Source organism: Kingella potus, from assembly GCF_900451175.1.
Taxonomy (GTDB): domain Bacteria; phylum Pseudomonadota; class Gammaproteobacteria; order Burkholderiales; family Neisseriaceae; genus Neisseria; species Neisseria potus.
Genome location: NZ_UGJJ01000001.1, coordinates 784335 through 805426 on the forward strand (window position 1 = coordinate 784335; position 21092 = coordinate 805426).

Annotated in this window: 18 protein-coding genes; 7 read left to right on the forward strand and 11 right to left on the reverse strand. The window is 56.2% G+C overall.

Annotated elements, in window-relative coordinates; all coding sequences use genetic code 11:
- The first annotated feature begins 7 nt into the window (after positions 1–7).
- The 5 genes from DYE40_RS03475 to DYE40_RS12520 all read left to right on the forward strand — a co-directional run bounded on the left by DYE40_RS03475 (position 8) and on the right by DYE40_RS12520 (position 7146).
- Positions 8–2836: a valine--tRNA ligase gene (locus tag DYE40_RS03475; RefSeq protein WP_115307749.1), complete on the forward strand. Its 2829-nt coding sequence runs from the start codon at positions 8–10 to the stop codon at positions 2834–2836.
- A gap of 158 nt (positions 2837–2994) precedes the next feature.
- On the forward strand, positions 2995–4209 hold the full coding sequence (locus DYE40_RS03480) for a PD-(D/E)XK nuclease family protein (RefSeq protein ID WP_172461199.1): 1215 nt from the start codon (positions 2995–2997) through the stop codon (positions 4207–4209).
- 127 nt (positions 4210–4336) lie between these two features.
- The gene (locus DYE40_RS03485) at positions 4337–5092 is read left to right on the forward strand and encodes a hypothetical protein (protein ID WP_245944056.1); all 756 of its coding nucleotides are present in this window, start codon (positions 4337–4339) and stop codon (positions 5090–5092) included.
- Between the two features lie 65 nt (positions 5093–5157).
- Positions 5158–5559: a hypothetical protein gene (locus tag DYE40_RS03490; protein WP_115307751.1), complete on the forward strand. Its 402-nt coding sequence runs from the start codon at positions 5158–5160 to the stop codon at positions 5557–5559.
- 354 nt (positions 5560–5913) lie between these two features.
- Positions 5914–7146 carry a hypothetical protein gene (locus DYE40_RS12520; RefSeq protein ID WP_172461200.1) on the forward strand — a complete coding sequence of 411 codons (1233 nt, stop codon included), beginning with the start codon at positions 5914–5916 and terminating at the stop codon, positions 7144–7146.
- Between the two features lie 322 nt (positions 7147–7468).
- Here DYE40_RS12520 and DYE40_RS03500 read toward each other — a convergent pair whose 3' ends face one another.
- Positions 7469–7927: a hypothetical protein gene (locus DYE40_RS03500; RefSeq protein WP_115307752.1), complete on the reverse strand. Its 459-nt coding sequence runs from the start codon at positions 7925–7927 to the stop codon at positions 7469–7471.
- A 152-nt stretch (positions 7928–8079) separates the two neighbouring features.
- Here DYE40_RS03500 and DYE40_RS03505 point away from each other — a divergent pair, with 152 nt between their 5' ends.
- Positions 8080–8742 (forward strand): DUF4189 domain-containing protein, encoded by a 663-nt coding sequence (locus tag DYE40_RS03505; protein ID WP_115307753.1) that lies wholly within the window; start codon positions 8080–8082, stop codon positions 8740–8742.
- A 229-nt stretch (positions 8743–8971) separates the two neighbouring features.
- Positions 8972–9481 carry a protein disulfide oxidoreductase gene (locus tag DYE40_RS03510; RefSeq protein WP_115307754.1) on the forward strand — a complete coding sequence of 170 codons (510 nt, stop codon included), beginning with the start codon at positions 8972–8974 and terminating at the stop codon, positions 9479–9481.
- 229 nt (positions 9482–9710) lie between these two features.
- On the opposite strand, the gene DYE40_RS03515 is transcribed toward DYE40_RS03510, so the two are convergent.
- The 10 genes from DYE40_RS03515 to rsgA form a co-directional block, all read right to left on the reverse strand.
- Entirely contained in the window at positions 9711–10688 is a 978-nt protein-coding gene (locus DYE40_RS03515; protein ID WP_115307755.1) for a TerC family protein, read from the reverse strand.
- A 265-nt stretch (positions 10689–10953) separates the two neighbouring features.
- The gene (locus tag DYE40_RS03520) at positions 10954–11388 is read right to left on the reverse strand and encodes a ClpXP protease specificity-enhancing factor (RefSeq protein WP_115307756.1); all 435 of its coding nucleotides are present in this window, start codon (positions 11386–11388) and stop codon (positions 10954–10956) included.
- 8 nt (positions 11389–11396) lie between these two features.
- Positions 11397–12002, reverse strand: coding sequence for a glutathione S-transferase N-terminal domain-containing protein (locus DYE40_RS03525; RefSeq protein ID WP_115307757.1), 606 nt, complete (start codon positions 12000–12002; stop codon positions 11397–11399).
- 177 nt (positions 12003–12179) lie between these two features.
- Positions 12180–12965: a cytochrome c1 gene (locus DYE40_RS03530; RefSeq protein ID WP_115307758.1), complete on the reverse strand. Its 786-nt coding sequence runs from the start codon at positions 12963–12965 to the stop codon at positions 12180–12182.
- Between the two features lie 13 nt (positions 12966–12978).
- Positions 12979–14328 carry a cytochrome b gene (locus DYE40_RS03535; protein WP_115307759.1) on the reverse strand — a complete coding sequence of 450 codons (1350 nt, stop codon included), beginning with the start codon at positions 14326–14328 and terminating at the stop codon, positions 12979–12981.
- Positions 14329–14347: 19 nt separating this feature from the next.
- The gene (petA, locus tag DYE40_RS03540; protein ID WP_115307760.1) at positions 14348–14932 is read right to left on the reverse strand and encodes a ubiquinol-cytochrome c reductase iron-sulfur subunit; all 585 of its coding nucleotides are present in this window, start codon (positions 14930–14932) and stop codon (positions 14348–14350) included.
- Positions 14933–15055: 123 nt separating this feature from the next.
- Positions 15056–15805: a Nif3-like dinuclear metal center hexameric protein gene (locus tag DYE40_RS03545; RefSeq protein ID WP_115307761.1), complete on the reverse strand. Its 750-nt coding sequence runs from the start codon at positions 15803–15805 to the stop codon at positions 15056–15058.
- A gap of 174 nt (positions 15806–15979) precedes the next feature.
- The gene (locus tag DYE40_RS03550; protein ID WP_115307762.1) at positions 15980–18022 is read right to left on the reverse strand and encodes a M3 family metallopeptidase; all 2043 of its coding nucleotides are present in this window, start codon (positions 18020–18022) and stop codon (positions 15980–15982) included.
- 380 nt (positions 18023–18402) lie between these two features.
- Positions 18403–20082 carry a DNA recombination protein RmuC gene (locus DYE40_RS03555; protein ID WP_115307763.1) on the reverse strand — a complete coding sequence of 560 codons (1680 nt, stop codon included), beginning with the start codon at positions 20080–20082 and terminating at the stop codon, positions 18403–18405.
- Between the two features lie 78 nt (positions 20083–20160).
- The gene (rsgA, locus tag DYE40_RS03560) at positions 20161–21045 is read right to left on the reverse strand and encodes a ribosome small subunit-dependent GTPase A (RefSeq protein WP_115307764.1); all 885 of its coding nucleotides are present in this window, start codon (positions 21043–21045) and stop codon (positions 20161–20163) included.
- Positions 21046–21092 lie beyond the last annotated feature (47 nt).

Here is a 21092-nt window from a genome sequence, read left to right on the forward strand (position 1 = left end):
ATCCGCCATGCTCGACAAATATAATCCTGCCGAAATCGAATCCAAACACTACCGCAACTGGGAGGAACAAGGCCGTTTCCGCCCCGATTTTTCCCGCAGCGGCGCATTTTCCATCCAACTGCCGCCGCCCAACGTAACCGGCACGCTGCACATGGGGCACGCTTTCAACCAAACCATTATGGACGGTTTGGCGCGCTATTACCGCATGAAAGGCCGCAACACCTGCTGGATTCCCGGCACCGACCACGCCGGCATCGCCACGCAGATTGTGGTGGAACGCCAGTTGGCCGAACAGGGCGTATCGCGCCGTGATTTGGGGCGCGACGGATTTTTGCAGAAAGTGTGGGACTGGAAAAACCTATCCGGCGGCACGATTACCGAGCAGATGCGCCGCATGGGCTGCTCGGCCGATTGGGAGCGCGAATATTTCACCATGGACGACACCCGCGCCCAAACCGTTACCGAAGTGTTCGTGCGTCTGTTTGAGCAGGGTTTGATTTATCGCGGCAAACGGCTGGTCAACTGGGATCCCGTGCTGGGCACGGCAGTATCCGACCTTGAAGTGGAAAGCGTTGAAGAACAAGGCTCTATGTGGCACATCCGTTATCCGCTGGCCGACAATCCTTCAGACGGCCTCATTGTCGCCACTACCCGCCCCGAAACCCTGCTCGGCGACGTGGCGGTTGCCGTCCACCCCGAAGACGAACGCTATGCCGCCCTCATCGGCAAAGAGCTGCTGCTGCCGCTCACCGGCCGCCGCATTCCGGTGATTGCCGACGAATACGTCGAAAAAGACTTCGGCACGGGCTGCGTCAAAATCACGCCCGCCCACGACTTCAACGACTACGAAGTCGGCAAACGCCACGATACCGCGCTTATCAACGTGTTCGACCTCACTGCCAAAGTATTGGCCGAAGCCGAAGTGTTCGACTTCAAAGGCCGTGCGCAAAGCGGCTTCAGGCTGCCTGAAAGCTATGCCGGCCTCGACCGCTTCGCCGCACGCAAACAAATCGTTGCCGACCTTGAAGCACAAGGCCTGCTGGCGGAGACCAAACCGCACACGCTGATGACCCCCAAAGGCGACCGCACCGGCAGCGTTATCGAACCCATGCTCACCAGCCAATGGTTTGTGGCCATGAACGCCAAGCCCGCCGGCGGCGAGCCGCAAAGCGCGTTCCAAGGCATGAGCCTGGCCGAAAAAGCCAAATACGCCGTGGACAGCGGCCAAGTGAAATTCGTACCCGAAAACTGGGTCAACACCTACAACCAATGGATGAACAACATCCAAGACTGGTGCATCTCGCGCCAGCTCTGGTGGGGACACCGGATTCCCGCATGGTACGATTCAGACGGCCGCGTTTACGTTGCCCGCAGCCGGGCCGAAGCCGAAAAACTGGCCGGCAAAAGCGGCCTCACCCGCGACGAAGACGTACTCGACACCTGGTTTTCATCAGCCCTCGTGCCGTTTTCCACACTCGGCTGGCCGTCTGAAACGCCCGAACTCGAAGCCTTCCTGCCCTCTTCCGTACTCGTTACCGGCTACGAAATCATCTTCTTCTGGGTGGCGCGCATGATCATGATGACCACCCACTTCACCGGCAAAGTGCCGTTTCACGACGTATACATCCACGGCATGGTGCGCGACCACGAAGGCAGAAAAATGTCCAAATCAGAGGGCAACGTCATCGACCCCGTGGACTTGATCGACGGCATCGGCCTGCCCGAGCTGCTGGTCAAACGCACCACCGGCCTGCGCCGCCCCGAAAAAGCGCCGCAAGTGAAAAAAGCCACCGAAAAGCTGTTTCCCGAAGGCATTCCCGTATTCGGCACCGACGCACTGCGCTTCACCATGGCCAGCTACGCCAGCCTCGGCCGCAGCATCAACTTCGACTTCAAACGCGCCGAAGGCTACCGCAATTTCTGCAACAAATTGTGGAACGCCACCAACTTCGTGCTGATGAACACCGAAACCCACGACTGCGGCCAAGACGAAACCCAGCCGCTGGCCTACACCTTTGCCGACCAATGGATTATCGGCCGCCTCCAACAAACCGAGGCCGCCGTAACCGAAGCTTTTGACACCTACCGCTTCGACCTCGCCGCGCAAGCCCTGTATGAATTTGTGTGGAACGACTTCTGCGACTGGTATATCGAACTGGCCAAAGTCCAGCTTCAAACCGGCTGCCCCACCACACAGCGCACCACCCGCCGCACCCTCGTGCGCGTGCTCGAAGTGATGCTGCGCCTGCTGCACCCGATTATGCCCTTCATCACCGAAGAGCTGTGGCAGACCGTCGCCCCGCTGGCCAACGCCAAACACACCGGCAGCATCATGCAGGCGGAATGGCCGGCCGCCGACCAAGAAAAAATCGTCCCTGCCGCCTTTGAAAAAATGGCCGCCCTCAAAGACCTGACCGAAGAAGTACGCAAACTGCGCGGCGAAATGGGATTAGCCCCCGGCATAAAAGCCCCGCTGCTTGTCGAAGGCGGCAGCGGCCTGGCCGACTGCCTCAAATACCTGCCCGCCCTCGCGCGGCTCAGCGAAGCCAAACTGACGGACAAACTGCCCGAAGACGGAGACGCGCCCGTAGCCGTCTGCCAAAACGCCCGCCTGATGCTCAAAGTGGAAATCGACAAAGCCGCCGAAACCGCACGCTTGGGCAAAGAAGCCGAGAAGCTGCAAAAAGCCCTCGACAAACTCAACGCCAAGCTCGCCAAACCCGGCTACACCGACAAAGCCCCCGCCCATCTGGTGGAGAAAGACAAAGCCGATTTGGCCGAGTTGCAGGACAAGATGGCGAAAGTAGCAGCACAGTTGGCCAAACTGAAAGAATAGCCGTATCACGAAAGGCTGCCTGAAAGTTTTCAGGTAGCCTAATTTGAATCGAGACACAAGCAAATATAGTTTACAGGGTCATCATTCAAACTGCCCTGCCAGTTACAAAATCTCTTACATACTATTTAATGCCCTGTAATTTAAACAAAAATACTGTTATGGAAAATATAAAAATATATGAAGGCTTAAGAAAACTTAAGCGGCAGATAGAAGCCATGCGCTTGGAAAAGGCCAAAACCGAACTTTATGATGCCAATCGCTTTAATCCGTTTCGGTTTATGGAAACGGATGAAACCGGTTTATCCCGCATTTTGGCTTTTCTGCTGGACAGTAATGAAGCACACGGACAGCGTGATTTATTTGTCCGCTCATTTTTGCAATATCTGCAACTGCCCGAATTTCTTGCGTATGAAAAAATTTCGGTAACTACCGAAAAGCCGCTGAAAAACAGCGCACGGCGGCATGATATTTTTCTTGAAGCATTTATAGGCGGCAGGCCGGTTTGGGTAATGTCGATTGAGAACAAATTACGCGGTGCAAGTGACCAACTTCATCAAATGAAAGATTATTGGGCAGATTTGCAGAGTTATAAGGCAGAGAATCCTGATATTTACTGTTATATCCTGTATTTGCCGGCGCAAGAGTCGCATCCAACTGAGGAATCGATGAAAAAAGCAGATTGGCTTGAGCTGCAAATCAATCAACAGGCAAAAATTTTCTCGGTACGGGATATGCTTCGCTGGCTGGAACAAACGCCTATCGTTGCCCCGTCAATACAGAATTTTATTAATCAATTTAAACAGTTTTTAAGCGAGGAAATTATGGGTTTATCAAGCAATTCCAACGAACTAATTACAAAGATTATTAGCGACCCAGATATGTTATTGGCTGCCACTACAATATCAGGCAATACTGAGGAACTGTATGAACAGTTGCTGCAGATTTTAGATAAGCAGTTGCAGGATAAATGGGAAAAAGAATGTGCTGACTTGATTGCAAAAGGCTGGAAATATGACAGGGAGGGCAATTTTTCCAACCGCTATCTGTATATTGGATTTAATGCTCCTGAATCAGAACATTTTGGTATTGGCATTGAATTTAACCACAACTGGTTTCAAGATGCCTACTATGGTGTATGGGCTCATAAAGAAAATATTGATATAGATAAGTACCAAGCATTACAAGAAAAATTTGCGGATTTTATAAGCCATAGCAAACAAACTAAATGGTGGTTAGGCTGGACATGGCTGGAAGGCGAACTGTGTACTTGGCAAACCGATGCATGGCTGCAAGTCCCAACGGGGCAATTGGCTGACCAGATTTTTGATAAGTTGAAACCGCTGATGGAAATTGCCCGAACAATTGAAGATTAAATTAACGCAACCTAAAGCCGTCTGAAAAGCATTTTATTATTTTTCAGACGGCCTCTCCGTTTTCAGGCAGCCTGATTTGCATCTAGAATACCGGCAAGCATAGCCTGCTACATTCGATATGGAGAATATGATGAATCAAAGAGAGAACATTCAAGAATTAGACGGAAACTTACAGGCTTTCCCTTCGGCAGAGCGCGTGTTCAGCGAAAAACAGCCGTGGCTGAAAGAACATTTTATGCCGCTCATTTCCATTGATTTGGCCGCGCTCAACCCCGAGTGGCAAGGACGCGTGGTGCATATGCTTTGTCCTTTTGAGCCGTTCGAGTGCTATATCGGCGAAGAAACCGCAGCGCATCACAACGAATTTACCGCCCCCAATTGGTTTGCCTTCCGACTGAACGAGGACAACCAATACGAGTTTTTGGGCAACGAGGGCTATTTTTTGCGAACCGCCGTCAACCATTGGGATTTTGACAGCGAAGCAGAAAAATATTTCCAAAAAATGCAGGAAAATGTTTACAAGAGCCAAGAAAATGTAGCTAAGTTTGGCTATTTGGTGAGCGTTAATTACCCCGAATACAATGGAAAGCACAATATCTGCAATTTTCTAGACAATATGGGCGGCGGACTTTGGTACGGCAACTGGACGGAAAGTGCTGAAATGCCATCGGCTTTTAAAATGTCCCTGCCGCCTGTTGGTACCACTTGGGATAAATTGGACGAACTGCCTAATGACGGCATCGAAATCAGTTATCAAGGCAATCCGTTTTACTTTATCGCCGATGTGGCGGGCTACAATTACTGCGGAAGCGGTGCCGATGCCATCATCCTGATGTACGAACCCGTGAGCCAAATCGTGCTTTTTACCTTTGATTGGACATAACAAGCTACGTTACACCCGCCTTTTGCGGGTCATCCGTTCTGTTCGATTTGGCACAAGGAAAGCTGATGAAGCCTTATTTCAAATTCATAATAATGTACACATTTGTATTGCCCTTATTGGCACCCGCCTTGTTGTTCCTTTTTGACCGCAGCAGCGGTAGCACATTCATCGCAGGCATATTTATTCTGCTGTGGCTGTACAGTATCCCCGCTGTTGTACTGTTGCTTATCATAGCCATCAAATTCAAATGGCAGCGCAACTGGCGCGGCATCGGTAAAACAGTCGCCACTGCCGCTTTGCTCGCTATTGCATCTGTTGTCATCGGCGAAATGATAAGCGGCGATGGCTTTGTCGAATGGGGACTCACGCTATGGCTTGCCCTTGCTTATGCCGCCATGACACTGGTAGCCAGTTGTTTTTTACCCAAGCCCGGCACAATGGATAGCGAACAGCCTTTTAATGTGTAATCACATTGTTTCGGCAGCCTGAAAAGCAAATCAAGGCGAATGCCAACCCACGCCCCCAAAAGGCAGCCTGAAAACACAAAACCACCCAATATTCCCGCCCGTTTGCGAGAGAAACAGGGCAACGATGGCAAGCCCATTAGCCCTCATACGCCAACCAACAACGCTGCCACGCGCAGCCGCAAGCCATGAGTTCCCACCCCGAATGCCCCACCCCCTAGCCGAGCAAAACCAACAGCCTGTTTTTCAGACGGCCTGTCCGGTTTCAGGCTGCCTGAAACTTGGCAAAATGCCAAATCTGATAATGGGCAAGCCAATCTGCCTCTTTCTCTGTTTTCAATTTTAAAAGAGGAAATTATGAATGCACAACGCTTTATCAATGAATTTAAAGAACAAGGCTGGAAAATGCCGGTTTATGAGCGGCTTTATGAGTTTATCGGCCAGCCTGAGGAGGTTTTTGCTTTTTGCAAATGCTGCCTCTTTGAAATGAAAGAAAGCACCGTCTTTTTTCAGGATGCACTGAGTTTTTTAACATCTGAGGATTTGCAAGAACTCGTCAGGCTTGCCTTTGAAAATATCCAAACCGTTTCCAAAGATATTATCGAGGCAGTGGTATCGCATACGGCTTTGCAATATCCCGAATATCTGCACGCTTACCTGCCTGTTATCTTCGAGCGGGGAATAAACCGAAGCGCTTACTACTCGGGCTATCCGTGGAGAAAGTTGCCCGAAAAGGATATTGCCTATTTTAAGGGCAAGCTTCTGCAATCCGGCAATAAGGAAGAGCGGGAAGCACTTTTTATCTGCCTTTTGGAAACCCGGAATTTGCCCACTTTAAACTTTCTAAAAGATTTCTGTCGGCAGCTCTCAATTTCTGAAGAACATTTTGTATCTTATTTGGAAGATGTGGGTTTTACGCTCGAAAATGGCGAAATTGCCAGCTATTGCCCGAGTAAATGCTATCATTTTTCCTTTTCGCAGCAATATTTTCTGCCGCAAAATGCTATCCACCTCAGTGCGAGAAAACATCCTTCGTGGCATCTGCCCGCAGCAGCGCATCACTACCAAATGGGCGGCGTTTTGCAAGCAGACGAAGCCAATCCGCTGATACATTTGCTCACGCTTGATCCAATCCCTGAGGGCGTGGAAATCTCTTTGGAAAAGGTTGTTTTCGGGCTGCATATCCGTGAGGCAAACGAAGGTTGCGGGGTACTTTTTTACCGGCACGATGAGGACGGAAACCCTTCACGCATAGGCGATAAGAATGTTCCGGAGATGCAAATCGACTTTCCTGTTTTGCCTTGCGGAATTGCGCTTGCACCCACTCCCGAGCGTTGGCAATACCAAAGCTGGGGCAGTGCCAACAGCCGCGAAAATCTGTTTAGATTGGGCGGCGAACCGACTTGGGTGCAGTCGGCAGAGGTGCCTGTTTGCCCTGTTTCGGGGGAGAAAATGCGGTTTCTTTTTCAGATGGACAGCAATCTTCCCGATACCGAAGGCGGCGAACTGCTCTTTGGCAGCGGCGGTGTGCTGTATGCTTTTTGGTGCGACAAAACCCGTGTGAGTGCTTATGTTCTGCAATGCACTTAGCAGGCGCAAGATCGTTGCCGAACCAAACGGTTTTTGAACGTCAAGACTGCTTGGGTTTGGCAAGCCAAGCTGCCCTGCTGCCACACAGGCCGTCTGAAACCTGCTTTTCAGACGGCCTCTTGGTTTTCAGGTTGCCTGAAACCTGGTCCAAGCCCGAATCTGTCCGCGTGCCGTTGTTTCCGTCTGCGCGGGGATAACGGAGTCGGCAGTTCGGCCAAGCTCCCGTTCGGAAAGAAACTGCCCGGCCAAACAGGCAAAAAGCTGCCTGAAAGCAGGTTTGCGCGCTTTCAGACAGCTTTAAATGCCAGCTTAACGAATGGTTTTATTGCACCCGAGCGGCGTGGTTGCTTTCTTTGTAATCGCGGATGACGTGGTTGCTGTCGGTGATGAAATAGCGGTAGCGGGTTGAGTTGGTAACGCCCTGTTCGTAATAATCGGTGCGGCCGCCGTAAGTGTTATACCCGCTGCCGACATAATGGGAGGAGGCCTGGTCTTTGCTGTACACCAGCCAGGTATAAATATAGCCTTCTTGTCCTTTTAACGGCCCTTCCTGAATAATGCCGTGTTCGATGTTGTCGGCTTTGCCGTATTCCTTATAAGCGGCAACAATGTGTTTGCCTTTGAAACGCGAGCCGGCCACGCCTTTGCGGGCGGCATCAATCATGGCACTGGGCGAAATATCGGTGTGTAGGACTTTATCGACCGTTTCGCAGCCGGACAGTGCCAACACGGCGGCAGACAGCAGCAAAACGGGCTTCAGGCGGATTTTCGGTAAAAACATAGGGACTCCCAAACGAAAAAAGGCAAATCGGCAAGCCGTGCATTATAGACCGCTTCGGCAGGCACGGACAGTAATGCGGGCGGCATAGAGAGGCAGTATAATGCCCGCTGCATTGCAGTATCCGTTCCACCCACCGTAAACAAGGAAAAATTATGCTGTTTCCCAAAAAACACCTGCTGGCCGCCGCCGCACTGAGTATGCTGCTGGCCGGCTGCCAGGGTTCTCTCGCTTACGAACTGCTCCAAGCCGCCAAACCGGACACCACGCCCTCTGCGGAGCAGATACAAAGCATGAAGCCGGTCGTACAAGCCATGCAGCAACTGCCGTCTGATGCGGAGCTGGCTACGCGCAAGATGCAGCCGCGCAAATGGGGTTCATACGCCGGCAGCTTCCCCAACAGCCCCATGATGTGGGTAACGGACCGTCCCTTTAACACCCCCGAGGAAGCCGCAGCCGATGCGCTCAAACAATGCCGCCTGGAAGGCGGGGAAAAAGGCGGGAAAACCTGCCAGACTGTCGTTATTTACAGCAACCTGTGCCTGGCCGTGGCAAAAGGAGATAAAAGCAAACCTTTTAACGCACTGGGTTACGGCCCTACACACCAGTTTGCCACAACTGTGGCGTTGGCGAATTGCCAACACAGCGGCGGCAAAAACTGCCAGGTTGTTTCCGCTGCCACCCCGTTATGCGCCACGCCCTGCAACCTCATAGCCGACAGCTCCTGCCGCTATGAAAAACCCGCCTATATTTTCCCCGGTAAAAACGGCAACAGAATGAAAGAAATGCCTTCATTTTCCGGCAAAATGGGCGGCTGAAGACTATCTGCGTTTTTTAGAAACCCGACAGGCACAGGCAGGATTTGGATAACCCTTTCCAACCTTGTGCTTTCCAAGAAATATCCGGCTTGGCAAGCCAAGCTGCCCTGCTGCCAAACAGGCCGTCTGAAACCTGCTTTTCAGACGGCCTCTTGGTTTTCAGGCTGCCTGAAACTTTTGCAACGGTTTCTGCAAAAGTTTCGGTTTTTTGTGATTGGAAACAGAATAAATGAAATCCAAACTTTTCAAGCTGTTCAAACAATCCGCACAAATCCTGCTGCTGGTTGCCGTGATCAGTATCGCCACAGACTGGCTGCGCCGCCCCACCGTGCCGGCCGATGCGGCGGCGATGGCCGTTCCGACAAGTGGCGGACAAACGGCCACGCTGGCGCAAATCAGCAGCAAGCAAACCGCCGTACTGTATTTTTGGGGGAGCTGGTGCGGCATCTGTAAATACACCTCTCCCGCCGTGCAGCGGCTGCATGCCGAAGGCACACCCGTGGTGGGCGTGGCCTTGAAATCCGGCAGCGAAGCAGAAGTACGCGCCTATATGCGGCGGCAGGGGCTGGATTTTGCTCTGGCCAACGATCCGCAAGGCGACACCGCGCAGCAGTGGGGCATAAAAGTTACCCCCACGATTGTGCTGGTGAAAAACGGCAGAATCGTCCACAGCACCACAGGCATTGCCGGTTATTTGGGCTTGGCGGCACGCATCCGGCTGGCGGACCGGCTGGGCTGATGTACGGCCGGCGGGCAAATACGGCTTAGGCTGTTAAACCCGACATTTTCTTAAATTTCAAAATTTGTCGGGTTATGTTTGGCAGAAACAAGCCGGTAAGGAGCCCGTTCTGCTTTAAAAGCGGATTTTTGCAGAATGCTTGGTTTGGCAGCCGAATCCGACAGAAAAGGCCGTCTGAAAACCGGTAAAACGGATTTTCAGACGGCCTTATATTGTGCATAGCACCTTTTTATTTTGTTTTTCCCATCTTGCGGCTGTATGCCAGCGAGGTCAGGACGGATGCGCCCAGCGCACCGAAGACGACGGCCAGGGAGATGGCGACGGGGATGTGTACCCAGTGCAGTATCAGCATTTTGATGCCGATAAAGCTCAATACGAAGGCGAGGCCGTAGTTGAGAAAGACGAAGCGGTCGGCCATGTCGGCCAGCAGGAAGTACATGGCGCGCAGGCCGAGGATGGCGAAGATGTTGGAGGTGAGGACGATGAAGGGATCGGTGGTAACGGAGAAAACGGCGGGAATGCTGTCTACGGCGAAAACCACGTCGCTCAATTCAACCATAACCAAAACCAGCAGCAGGGGGGTGGCGAGGCGTTTGCCGTTTTCGCGGGTGAAGAATTTTTCGCCGTCGAGGTTTTGGCTGACCGGGATGCGTTTTTGCAGCCATTGCAGGATGGGGTTTTGCGACAGGTCTTCGCTTTCATCGTCTCCCTGACGGATCATTTTGATGCCGGTGTAGAGCAGGAATGCGCCGAAGAGATAGAGTATCCATTCAAAGCGGGCAACGAGTACCGCGCCGACAAAAATCATGACGGCGCGCAGGACGATTGCGCCGAGTACGCCGTAAAGCAGGACGCGGTGCTGGTATTGCGGGGGTACTTTGAAATAGCCGAAGATGAGCAGGAAGACGAAGAGGTTGTCCACCGCCAGTGATTTTTCCAAAACGTAGCCGGTGAAATATTCCATGACTTTGGTTTTGGCAAGCTCGTGGCCGTAGGCGGGATTGGTGGCGATTTCCCAGTAGAGCCAGCCGGCAAAGACGCAGGAAACGGCTATCCAGACGACGGTCCAGGCAAGGGCTTTTTTGGTGCTGACTTTTTGGGTGCCGCTTTTTTTCAGAGTCAGCATGTCGATGCCGATCATCAGGAGGACGGCGGCGAGGAATACGCCGTAGAAGAGGGGCGAGCCGATATTGGGTTCGGTGGTCATGGGGCTTCCTTTCTGTGTATGGTTGGGAAAAGCGGCAAACATCCGTCCGTTGCTTGTCCGGCAGGCAGGCTGTGCCGCTGTTGCGCCGGAACCTGCTTTGTTCGCCTGCACATTCCGGTATCGGGGCGCGGGAGGGCGGGAGGGCGGGATTGTTTGCGTTTTCCCTGTTGTGTTTGGTGTGTGTTACGGGCAGAGGCCGTCTGAAAACGCTTTTCCGGCGGGGAAAGGTTTTCAGACGGCCTTTTGCCACCTGTGCCGCACGGGTTTATTTGACGAATTTGAGCACTTTTTTCCGTGTGCCGCCTGCGGGCGGGGCTGTATCTGCGGTGTTTTCAGACGGCTTGTGTCCGGCTGTTTTGCTGTCGGATTTGCTGTTTTCGTCCGGCTCGTAGGGTTCGACTTCAAAACCCATGCCTTCGCCGGTTTCGCGGGCGAAGATGCCGGAGATGTGGCCGACGGGTATCCAAATGTCGTGCGCCACGCCGGAGAAGCGGGCGGAAAAGTTGACCCATTCGTTGTCGATGGTGAGGTTGCGGGCGGCGTTGGGGCCGATGTTGAGGATGATTTCGCTGTCGCGCACATACTGCATGGGAACGCGGGTGTGGCCGTTTACCCATGCGGAGATGTGGGCGGTGTGGCCGTTGTCGTTGCACCATTCGTAAAGGGCGCGGAGCAGATAGGGTTTGGTGCTGCTGTTCATGGGTTTCCTCAGCGGCGCATGGCTTTTTCGGCAGGGGTGAGTGCTTCGATAAAGGCTTCGCGCTGGAAAATGCGCTCGGCGTATTTCAGCAGGGGGGCGGCGTTGCGGCCGAGTTTGATGCCGTAGTGGTCCAGCCGCCACAGGACGGGGGCGAGGGCTACGTCTATCATGGAGAAGTCGTCGCCCATGATGTATTTGGTGCGCGAAAACATTGGCGCAAATACGGTAAGACCCTGCGAGATGGCCTCGCGGGCTTTGGCTTGTTCTTTGTTGGTGGACTCGGGAGCTTCGAGGGTTTGGACGTGGCTGAACAGCTCGCGTTCGAGCCGGTACAGCACCAAACGGCCGCGCCCGCGCTGGACGGGGTCGCCGGGCATGAGCTGGGGATGGGGGAAGCGTTCGTCGATATATTCGTTGATGATATTGGATTCGTGCAGAATCAGATCGCGCTCGACGAGGACGGGTACTTGGTTGTAGGGATTCATGACGGCGAGATCTTCGGGCTTGTTGAAGATGTCTACGTCTTTGATTTCAAAATCCATGCCTTTTTCGTAGAGGACGAAACGGCAGCGGTGGCTGAACGGGCAGGTAATGCCGGAGTAGAGAATCATCATATCGGGTTGCTCCTAAATAACGCTAAAAAACTGTCCGCCCGAGGGTGGGCGGATGCAATGTACTTGAAAAATAAGGAAATGATACAGAATTCCGTCTGAAAAATCTATTAAAATGCCATAATGTGCTGTTTATCAAAACAAAAAAAGCGGAATCCGAAGATTCCGCTTCCTGCTGCATCAGTGTACGTCTTTCCAATATTCTTTTTTCAGGAAATAGGCCAGCGGCAGCATCACGGCCAAGAGGAAGATCATAACGGCATAACCGATCTGCTTGCGCTCAATCTGCGCCGGTTCGCCCATATACACCATAAAGGTAACAAGGTCTTTGACGTATTCGTCATACTCTTTGGTAATGGCCTTGCCTTCGGGCGTTTTACGGGTCATGGTGCCGGTAGATTCCAAATACATTTTGGGTACCGAATTGCCATGTTCGTCTATTATCATGACGGGGGAGCCTTTGGCATCAAGCTCCATGGCCTGTACGCCCTGCTGCTGCCACAAAGGATGCGGCATACCGACTTTGTCGAATACGGTGTTGTTCCATCCGGTCGGTCGGGTCGGGTCTTTGTAGAAGCCGCGCATATAGGCATAGAGATAATCCGCACCGCGCGAACGGGCAATCAGCGACAGGTCGGGCGGTGCCGCGCCGAACCATTTTTTCGCATCTGCGGGACTCATGGCCGACTGCATGACATCGCCCACTTTGTCGGTGGTAAACATCAGGTTGTTTTTGATTTCCTCTTCCGACAGGCCGATGTCGCGCAGGCGGTTGAAACGCATATTGCTTGCGGAGTGGCACGACAGACAGTAGTTGGTAAAAATCTGTGCGCCGCGTTGCAGGCTGACCTGGTCGCCCAAGTCGATGTCCACTTTTTCGTAAGCAGCATGGCTGCCAGCTCCGGCCATGCCGGCGGAGGTTGCCAAAGCGAAGGCAACAATCCATTTTTTCAATGTATTTTTCATTTTGCCGCCCTCGTCAGATATTGGTTGCAAACAGATACGCGCCGATCAGGGTAATGGCGGCGTAAACGAAGAACATGACTTTCTGTCTGCCCGTACTCATGGTTACGCGTTCGGGTACGGGTTTGGTTTTGTCCAGCTTGCTGTAAAACGGCATACCCAGGAAGAATGCGAAATAGATGAAGGACAGGATGCGGGCAACAATGGTGCGGGTGTCGGTGGCCACCATCGCACCGAGAATACCCAGTCCGATGAAGGAGATGATGAACAGCACCAAAGCGGTTTTGAAAACCGGGCCGCGGTAGCGGACGGATTTGACGGGCGAGCGGTCGAGCCACGGCAGCAGGCCGATCAGCACCACGGCCGCGCCCATGCCGATTACGCCCCACACCTGCGTGCCGGCAAACGAAGGAATGGCGCGCAAGATGGCGTAGAACGGTGTGAAATACCATACCGGCGCGATATGCGCGGGGGTTTTCAGCGGGTCGGCGGGATCGAAGTTGGGGCTTTCGAGGAAGTAGCCGCCGCCTTCGGGGGCGAAGAACATTACCGCGCAGAAGACAATCAGGAACACCACCACGCCGAGAATGTCTTTCACGGTGTAGTAGGGGTGGAAAGGAATGCCGTCGAGCGGAACGCCGTTTTCGTCTTTGAGTTTTTTGATTTCCACGCCGTCGGGGTTGTTTGAGCCGACTTCGTGCAGGGCAACGATATGCGCCACCACCAAACCCAAGAGCACCAAAGGCACGGCGATGACGTGCAGGGCGAAGAAGCGGTTGAGCGTGGCATCGGAGATGGTAAAGTCGCCGCGTATCCAGGTGGACAAATCGGGGCCGATGACGGGGATGGCGGAGAACAGGTTGATGATGACCTGCGCACCCCAAAACGACATCTGTCCCCACGGCAGCAGGTAGCCCATAAAGGCTTCGGCCATCAGGGCGAGGAAGATCAGCGAGCCGAACACCCACACCAGTTCGCGCGGTTTCTTAAACGAGCCGTAAATCAGCCCGCGGAACATATGCAGATAGACGACGATGAAGAAGAAGGATGCGCCGGTAGAGTGCATATAGCGGATGATCCAGCCGCCCGATACGTCGCGCATGATGTACTCCACCGCCGTGAAAGCGGCCGGCAGGTTGTATTGGTTCAGATTGCCGTCGGGCTTGAAGTTCATCACGAGGAAGATGCCGCTGACAATCTGAATCACCAGCACCAAAAGTGCCAGCGAGCCGAAATAGTACCAGAAGTTGAAGTTTTTCGGCGCGTAGTATTCGGAGAGGTGTTCGCGCCACATTTTGGTCAGGGGGAAGCGTTCGTCCACCCAGTCCAACAATGCCTTTGCTTTGCTATTGGTTTGGTTTGCCATGTTGAAGTCCCTTGTTTTTTTATGATTCTTCGCCGACCAGGATGGTGGTGTCGTTCAGATATTTATGGGGGGGGACAACCAGATTGGTCGGTGCGGGAACGCCGGAATAGACACGGCCGGCGATGTCGAATTTGGAACCGTGGCAGGGGCAGAAGAAGCCGCCTTTCCAGTCCGCGCCCAAATCGGCGGGGGCGATGTCGGGGCGGTAGGTCGGCGAGCAGCCCAAATGGGTGCAGATGCCGATGGCCACCAGAACGTTGGGTTTGATCGAGCGGGTGCCGTTTTTGCAGTTTTCGGGCTGGTGATCCACTTCGGAATTGGGATCGGCCATCATGCCGTCCAGACTTTTCAGGTCTTTGACCTGCTGGTCGGTGCGGTTGACCACCCAGATGGGTTTGCCGCGCCATTCGGCGGTAAGCATTTGTCCCGCTTCGATTTTGCTGATGTCGATTTCCACGGGCGCACCGGCAGCCTTGGCTTTTTCCGAGGGAAACCAGCTGGCGGCGAACGGCGTTGCCACGCCGAGTGCGGCTGCGCCGCCCGCTCCTGCCGTCGCCAGCACGAGAAAGCGGCGGCGGCCTTGATTGATTTCTTGATTATCCATTGTTTCAGTCATCCTGAGATTTCTAAAATACCGAGCCATTAAACTCCGCAATTCTACCCGAATTGCGGAGTTTACTTAAAGCATTATTTAAAATAAGGTAAATTTTTGAAGTGTTTTTTGACTTTAAGCAGGGTTTTGTTCGTCGAGAAAGCAGACCTCCACACCGAACGCGCGGCCGGCGGCTTCGGCCAGCGCGCGGATGCCGTAGCGTTCGGTGGCGTGGTGGCCGGCGGAGATGAAGGTGGTGCCGGTTTCGCGGGCGAGGTGGTATTGGGCTTCGGAGATTTCGCCGGTAATGTAGATTTGCGCGCCTTCGTCTATGGCCGTCTGAAAAAAGCCCTGCGCTCCGCCGGTACACCAGGCGATGCGTGCGGCGGGGCGGTCGGACAGTCCGGCCAGCGTCGGTTCGCGTCCGAGTTTTTGCGCCAAATCCGCTGCAATTCCTGCGGCGGTCTGCGGGCTGTGCGGACGGCCTATGTGCAGCAGGTTTTGCTCGCCGCAGGTGTATTCGCTCTGCCAGCCCATCAGCTTGGCAAGTTGTGCGTTGTTGCCCAGCTCGGGGTGTGCGTCCAGGGGCAGGTGGTAGCCGGCCATGTTGGTGCCGTGGCGCAGCAGGGTTTCGATGCGGGCTTTTTTCCAGCCGGTGATGGTGGGCGGCTCGCTTTTCCAGAAGAGGCCGTGGTGGACGAGCAGCAGCTCCGCGCCCTGTTCTGCGGCAAATTCGGCGGCGGCGCGGCTGGCGGTAACGGCGGCGGCGATTTTGGTAACGTTTGCCACGCCTTCTACTTGCAGGCCGTTGGGGGCGTAGTCTTTAAAGAGGCGGGTTTGCAGGGTGTCGTCGCACCAGGCGAGGATGTCGCGGCATGAGGCCATGGGGTGTCCTTGTGTTGTGGTTTCCAAGGCGCGGCATTGTAGCGGAATACGGCTTTTGCCGGATGTGCGGGAGGCCGGCGAAGTCGGGCAAGGTTTTGGCTGCGGCGGCAAAAGGCCGTCTGAAAACCGTTTTGCGGTTTTCAGACGGCCTTTTCTTTCGGCAGACGCGCTGCCTTATGCGGCTTCGCCGTCTGTCAGCTCCAGGTGGCGCAGCAGCGCGTCGGCATTGGGTTCGCGGCCGCGGAAGGCGCGGAAGGATTCTGCCGCGCCGCGCGAGCCGCCGCGCGAGAGGATTTCGGCGAGGAAACGCGCTCCGGTGGCGGCGTGGTTGCCGCTTTCTTCAAAGGCGGCGTAGGCATCCGCGCTCAATACTTCGGCCCAGGCGTAGCTGTAATAGCCTGCGGAGTAGCCGCCGGCGAAGATGTGGCCGAAGCTGTTGGCAAAGCGGTTGTAGGCGGGCTGCGGGATGACGGCGACTTCGGCGCGTACGTTTTCCAGCACCTGCGGCCAGTCTTTCAGACGGCCTGTATCGGTTTCGCTGTATATCAGCATATCGAACAGGGCGAATTCGGTTTGGCGGGCGAGGAAGAGGCCGACTTGGAAGTTTTTGGCTGCGAGCATTTTGCGGTACAACGCTTCGGGCAGGGCTTCGCTGCTTTCTTCGTGGGCGGACATTCCGCGCAGGGTTTCGTATTCCCAGGCGAAGTTTTCCATAAACTGGCTGGGTAGCTCCACTGCGTCCCATTCCACGCCATTGATGCCGGACACGCCCAGTTCGTCCACTTCGGTCAGCAGGTGGTGCAGGCAGTGGCCGGTTTCGTGGAAGAGGGTGATGATTTCGTCGTGGCTCAGGCGGGCTTCCCTGCCGCCTACGGGCGGGGTGAAGTTGCAGACGAGGTAGGCGGCGGGGGTTTGCAGGCGGCCGTCGGCGAAGCGGCGGCGGCCTTTGTAGTCGTTCATCCACGCGCCGCCGCGTTTGCCTTCGCGGGCGTACAGATCCATGTACACGCCGCCGACGAATGCGCCGTCTTTTTCCAGTTCGTAGTAGCGCACGTCTTCGTGCCATACGGGGACTTTGCGTTCTTTGAGGCGGATGCCGTAGAGGCGGCCGATTTGGCCGAACAGGCCGTCGAGCACTTTTCCGGCGGGGAAGTAGCGTTTGACTTCGCTTTCGGAGAAGGCGTATTTGGCTTCGCGCAGTTTTTCCGAGGCGTAGGCGATGTCCCAGGCTTCGAGCTGCTCCAAGCCCAGTTCGGCGCGGGCGAAGTCTTGCAGCTCGGACAGATCTTTTCTGCCTGCGGGCTTGGCGCGGCGGGCGAGGTCGCGGACGAAATCCAGCACCTGTTGCGGCGAGTCGGCCATTTTGGTGGCCAGCGACAGTTCGGCGTAGTTTTGGAAACCGAGCAGGCGGGCTTGTTCCAGCGCGATTTCGAGGCTGCGGGTGATGAGGGCGGTGTTGTCGAATTTGCCGCCGTTGTCCAGTTCGCTGGCGCGGGTTAGGTAGGCGTAGTGCATCTGCCGGCGCAGTTCGCGGCTGTCGGCGTGTTTCATGACGGCCAGATAGTGCGGGATTTGCAGGCCGATTTTCCAGCCGCTTTTGCCTTCGGCCTCTGCGGCGGCGGCAAACATGGCTTTTTCGTCGGCATCGAGGCCGTTCAGACGGCCTTCGTCATCGAAATACAGGGCGAACGCGTCGGTGGCATCGAGCACGTTTTGCGAAAACTTCGCGCCAAGCTGCGCCGCTTCGGTTTGCAGCGCGGCCAGGCGTTCCTGCTGCTCGGGCGGAAGCTCCGCGCCGGCGAGTGCGAAATCGCGCAGGTCGTGTTCCAGCTTGGTTTTCTGCGCGTCGGACAGGCCGGCGTATTCGGGCGAGGCTTTGATGGTTTTGAAGCGGTTGTAGAGTTCGATGTCTTGGCCGATTTCGGTGAAGAAGGCGGTGGCTTCGGGCATCAGGGCGTTGTATTGGGCGCGCAGATCGGGCGTGTCGGCGACGGAATTGAGGTGGGCGGTTACGCCCCAGATGCGGCCGACGCGCTCGGTCAGGCCGGTGAGCGGTTCGACGGTGTTTGCCCATGACGGTGCGGCTTCGGACTTGATTTGCGCCAGTTCGGCGCGGGCTTCGGCCATGGCGGTTTCCATCGCAGGGCGGATGTGTTCGGGGCGGATGTCGGGGAAACGGGGCTCGTCGCCCAGATGGAGCAGGGGGTTGTCGGTCATATAAATACTCGTTTGCTTGAAAATGGGTTGGGGAAAGGCTGTGCGTTTTTCAGACGGCCTCTGATGCCGTCTGAAAACGGGTTTGGTCAAACCGTGCAGCCGGCCAAATGGGGCTGTTTGGCGGAATTACAGCCCCTGCACGGCGGCAGGCCGTCTGAAAACGGCGTTTTGTGGTTTTCAGACGGCCTCTTGCCGCCGGGTAGGGTGTGTGGCGCAGCCGCGCACGCGGTTTTTGCTGCTTGGGAAACATCCCGATTCGCTGCAATACAGAGAACGCGTGCGTCGCCTTTGGGGCGACACACCCTACCTTATGTCCGCGCAGGCTGTGCGGATTCGCCGCGTGTACGGATTTCACCGATACCTCCTGCTTTGGCGGCTGTTTATTCTTCCGCCTCTTCCGTTTTGCCGGCGGCAATCAGGGCGGCGGTTTCTTCGTTTTCTGCGGCTTCTTCCGCGAGTTTGCGGTCGATTTGTTTGCCGGCTTTCACGCCGAGCCGGTGCAGCTTTTGGGCGCGGCCGATGAGGTTGCCGCGTCCGTCTTTGAGCTGGCCGAAGGCTTTTTGGTAGGCGGTTTGCGCCTGTTCGAGGTTTTTGCCGACGCTTTGCAGGCTTTCGACGAAGCCGGCGAATTTGTCGTAGAGGCGGCCGCCTTCTTCGGCGATGGCCAGCGCGTTGCGGTTTTGCTGTTCGTTGCGCCAGATGTTGGCAACGGTGCGCAGGGTGGCCAGGAGGGTGGAGGGGCCGGCGAGCATGATGCGTTTGTCGAAGCATTCCTGAAACAGGCTGCCGTCGTGTTGCAGGGCGAGCAGGTAGGCCGGCTCGACGGGGATGAACATGAAGACGAAATCGAGGGTGTCGAGGCCGTCTATCTCGCTGTATTTTTTGGCAGCCAGTTCGGCAACGTGGCGGCGCACGGACTGGATGTGGTCGGCAAGGGCGGCGCGGGCTTCTTCTTCGCTTTGCGCCTGGGTGTGGCGCACGTAGCCGGTGAGCGAGACTTTGCTGTCGATGACGATTTGCTTGCCGTCGGGCAGGTTGACGAGTACGTCGGGGCGCAGGCGGCGGGTGCTGCCGTCGTCCTGCGTTTGCACGGAGGCGGCCTGGACGGTGTATTCGCGCCCTTTTTGCAGGCCGGAGTGTTCGAGCACGCTTTCCAGAATCATCTCGCCCCAGTCGCCCTGGCTTTTGCTGCGGCTGCCGGTGAGGGCGCGGGTGAGGGCGGCGGCATCGTCGTGCAGGCGGCTGTTGAGCTGTTGCAGGCGTTTGAGTTCGTTTTCGAGGGTGAGGCGTTCTTTGGCTTCTTTTTCGTAGGTGGCCTGCACCAGTTGGGAGAAGCCGCCGAGTTTTTCGTTGAGGGGGTTGAGCAGCAGGCCGAGCTGTTCGCGGTTTTGTTCGCTGAAACGGCGGCTTTTTTCTTCGAGGATTTGGTTGGCGAGGTGTTGGAAGCGGCTGCCGAGCGCGTCGCGGGCTTCGTCGAGCAGGGCGAGTTTTTCTTCGTGCGCCTGCCGCTCTGTTGCGATTTGGGTGGCGAGGCGTTCGTTTTGCACGCGGCTGTCGGCAAGCTGCTGTTGCAGATCGGAAAAGGCGGTTTTCAGACGGCCTGTTTCTTCCGTTTGCGCGGCGAGGTGGCGGATTTGGCTTTCGGCGGCGGCGGCCTGGTTGCCGAGCTCGCCGATGCGGTCGTGCAGGCGGGCGGCTTCGGCGCGGGCCTGGTCGAGTTCGGCTTGCAGGGAGGGCAGGCGGCGGACGTGGACTTTGGCGGCGGCCAGTTCGGTTTCGGCGGCGTTCAGACGGCCTCCGAGGCCGTCTGAACGGGCGGTTTGCGCGGCGAGGTTTTCTTCGGCGCGGCGGTGGTCGGCCATCAGGCGTGCGTGCCGTTCTTCGAGGGCGGTGAGGCGGTATGCGGCTTCGGCCAGTTCGCTTTGGTGGAGCCGTTCGCGTTCGGCCGCGCGGGTCTGGTGGCTGTTTTGGCAGACGAGGCGGGTGATGAGGGCGGCGAGGGCGGCGGCAATGAGGACGGCGGCGAGGGCGGCGGCGGTGGGGAGGAGTTCGGGAATCATGGTGTCGCGGCCGCTTTCGGCGGCTTGGGTAAAAAAACGGGAAAATTTCCGGCAGGCTGCGGGGCGGGGTATGCGGTTTCAGACGGCCTGTCTGCGGGCGGCGGCCAGTTCGTCGGTGATGCGTTGCAGGAAGGCGGTGCGCTGCGGGGAGACGGTGCCGCTTTCGGCGGCCTGTTTGACGGCGCAGCCGGGTTCGCGGCGGTGGGTGCAGTTGTGGAAGCGGCATTGTCCGGCGAGGTGGCGCAGGTCGGGGAAGTGGTGCAGGAGGGCGGCGGGGTCGAGGTGGTGGAGGCCGAATTCCTGCAAGCCGGGGGAGTCGATGAGGAAGGTGTCGCTGCCGAGGTCGTAGAGTTGGGCGTGGGTGGTGGTGTGGCGGCCGGAGTCGAGGGCGGCGGAGATGCCGCCGGTGCGGGCGGCATCGCGGCCGAGCAGGGCGTTGGTGAGGGTGGATTTGCCCATGCCGGACTGGCCGAGGAAGATGTTGGTGTGTCCGCGCATGGCGGGCAGCAGGGCGGCGGCGTTTTCGGCGGCGCAGGTTTCGATGACGGGGTAGCCGAGCGCGGCATAGAAGGCGAGTTTTCCGCGCAGGGACGCGCTTTCGGGCAGGTCGGTTTTGTTGAGGACGACAAAGGCGGCGATGCCGGCGGCTTCGGCGGCCAAGAGGGCGCGTTGCAGCAGGATTTCGTTCGGGCTGGGGACGGCGGCGGTTACGACGAACATTTGGCCGGTGTTGGCGGCGATGAGTTTGGTGCGCCATGCGTCTTGGCGGTAAAGCAGGCTTGTGCGGGGGAGGTAGCCGGTGATGACGGCCTGTTCGGCGTTTTGTATTTGGATGTGTACGAAGTCGCCGCAGGCGTAGTCGACGCGCTTTTTGCGGGTGGTGGCATCGTAGCTGCGGCCGTCGGCGGTGCGGACGGTGTAGCGGCGGCCGTAGCTGGCGGTGATGCGGGCGGTGTCGGTCATGGTGTGCGGTTTCGGCGGGCGGATAAAGGGCGGATTGTAGCAGAGGT

Coding starts and splice junctions, on each gene's coding strand:
- DYE40_RS03510 (WP_115307754.1), top strand. CDS start 8,972: ATGAAATCCAAACTTTTCAAGCTGTTCAAACAATCCGCACAAATCCTG.
- DYE40_RS03550 (WP_115307762.1), bottom strand. CDS start 18,022: ATGACCGACAACCCCCTGCTCCATCTGGGCGACGAGCCCCGTTTCCCC.
- DYE40_RS03525 (WP_115307757.1), bottom strand. CDS start 12,002: ATGATGATTCTCTACTCCGGCATTACCTGCCCGTTCAGCCACCGCTGC.
- DYE40_RS12520 (WP_172461200.1), top strand. CDS start 5,914: ATGAATGCACAACGCTTTATCAATGAATTTAAAGAACAAGGCTGGAAA.
- DYE40_RS03505 (WP_115307753.1), top strand. CDS start 8,080: ATGCTGTTTCCCAAAAAACACCTGCTGGCCGCCGCCGCACTGAGTATG.
- petA (WP_115307760.1), bottom strand. CDS start 14,932: ATGGATAATCAAGAAATCAATCAAGGCCGCCGCCGCTTTCTCGTGCTG.
- DYE40_RS03545 (WP_115307761.1), bottom strand. CDS start 15,805: ATGGCCTCATGCCGCGACATCCTCGCCTGGTGCGACGACACCCTGCAA.
- DYE40_RS03535 (WP_115307759.1), bottom strand. CDS start 14,328: ATGGCAAACCAAACCAATAGCAAAGCAAAGGCATTGTTGGACTGGGTG.
- DYE40_RS03555 (WP_115307763.1), bottom strand. CDS start 20,082: ATGATTCCCGAACTCCTCCCCACCGCCGCCGCCCTCGCCGCCGTCCTC.
- DYE40_RS03475 (WP_115307749.1), top strand. CDS start 8: ATGCTCGACAAATATAATCCTGCCGAAATCGAATCCAAACACTACCGC.
- rsgA (WP_115307764.1), bottom strand. CDS start 21,045: ATGACCGACACCGCCCGCATCACCGCCAGCTACGGCCGCCGCTACACC.
- DYE40_RS03480 (WP_172461199.1), top strand. CDS start 2,995: ATGGAAAATATAAAAATATATGAAGGCTTAAGAAAACTTAAGCGGCAG.
- DYE40_RS03500 (WP_115307752.1), bottom strand. CDS start 7,927: ATGTTTTTACCGAAAATCCGCCTGAAGCCCGTTTTGCTGCTGTCTGCC.
- DYE40_RS03490 (WP_115307751.1), top strand. CDS start 5,158: ATGAAGCCTTATTTCAAATTCATAATAATGTACACATTTGTATTGCCC.
- DYE40_RS03485 (WP_245944056.1), top strand. CDS start 4,337: ATGATGAATCAAAGAGAGAACATTCAAGAATTAGACGGAAACTTACAG.
- DYE40_RS03530 (WP_115307758.1), bottom strand. CDS start 12,965: ATGAAAAATACATTGAAAAAATGGATTGTTGCCTTCGCTTTGGCAACC.
- DYE40_RS03515 (WP_115307755.1), bottom strand. CDS start 10,688: ATGACCACCGAACCCAATATCGGCTCGCCCCTCTTCTACGGCGTATTC.
- DYE40_RS03520 (WP_115307756.1), bottom strand. CDS start 11,388: ATGAACAGCAGCACCAAACCCTATCTGCTCCGCGCCCTTTACGAATGG.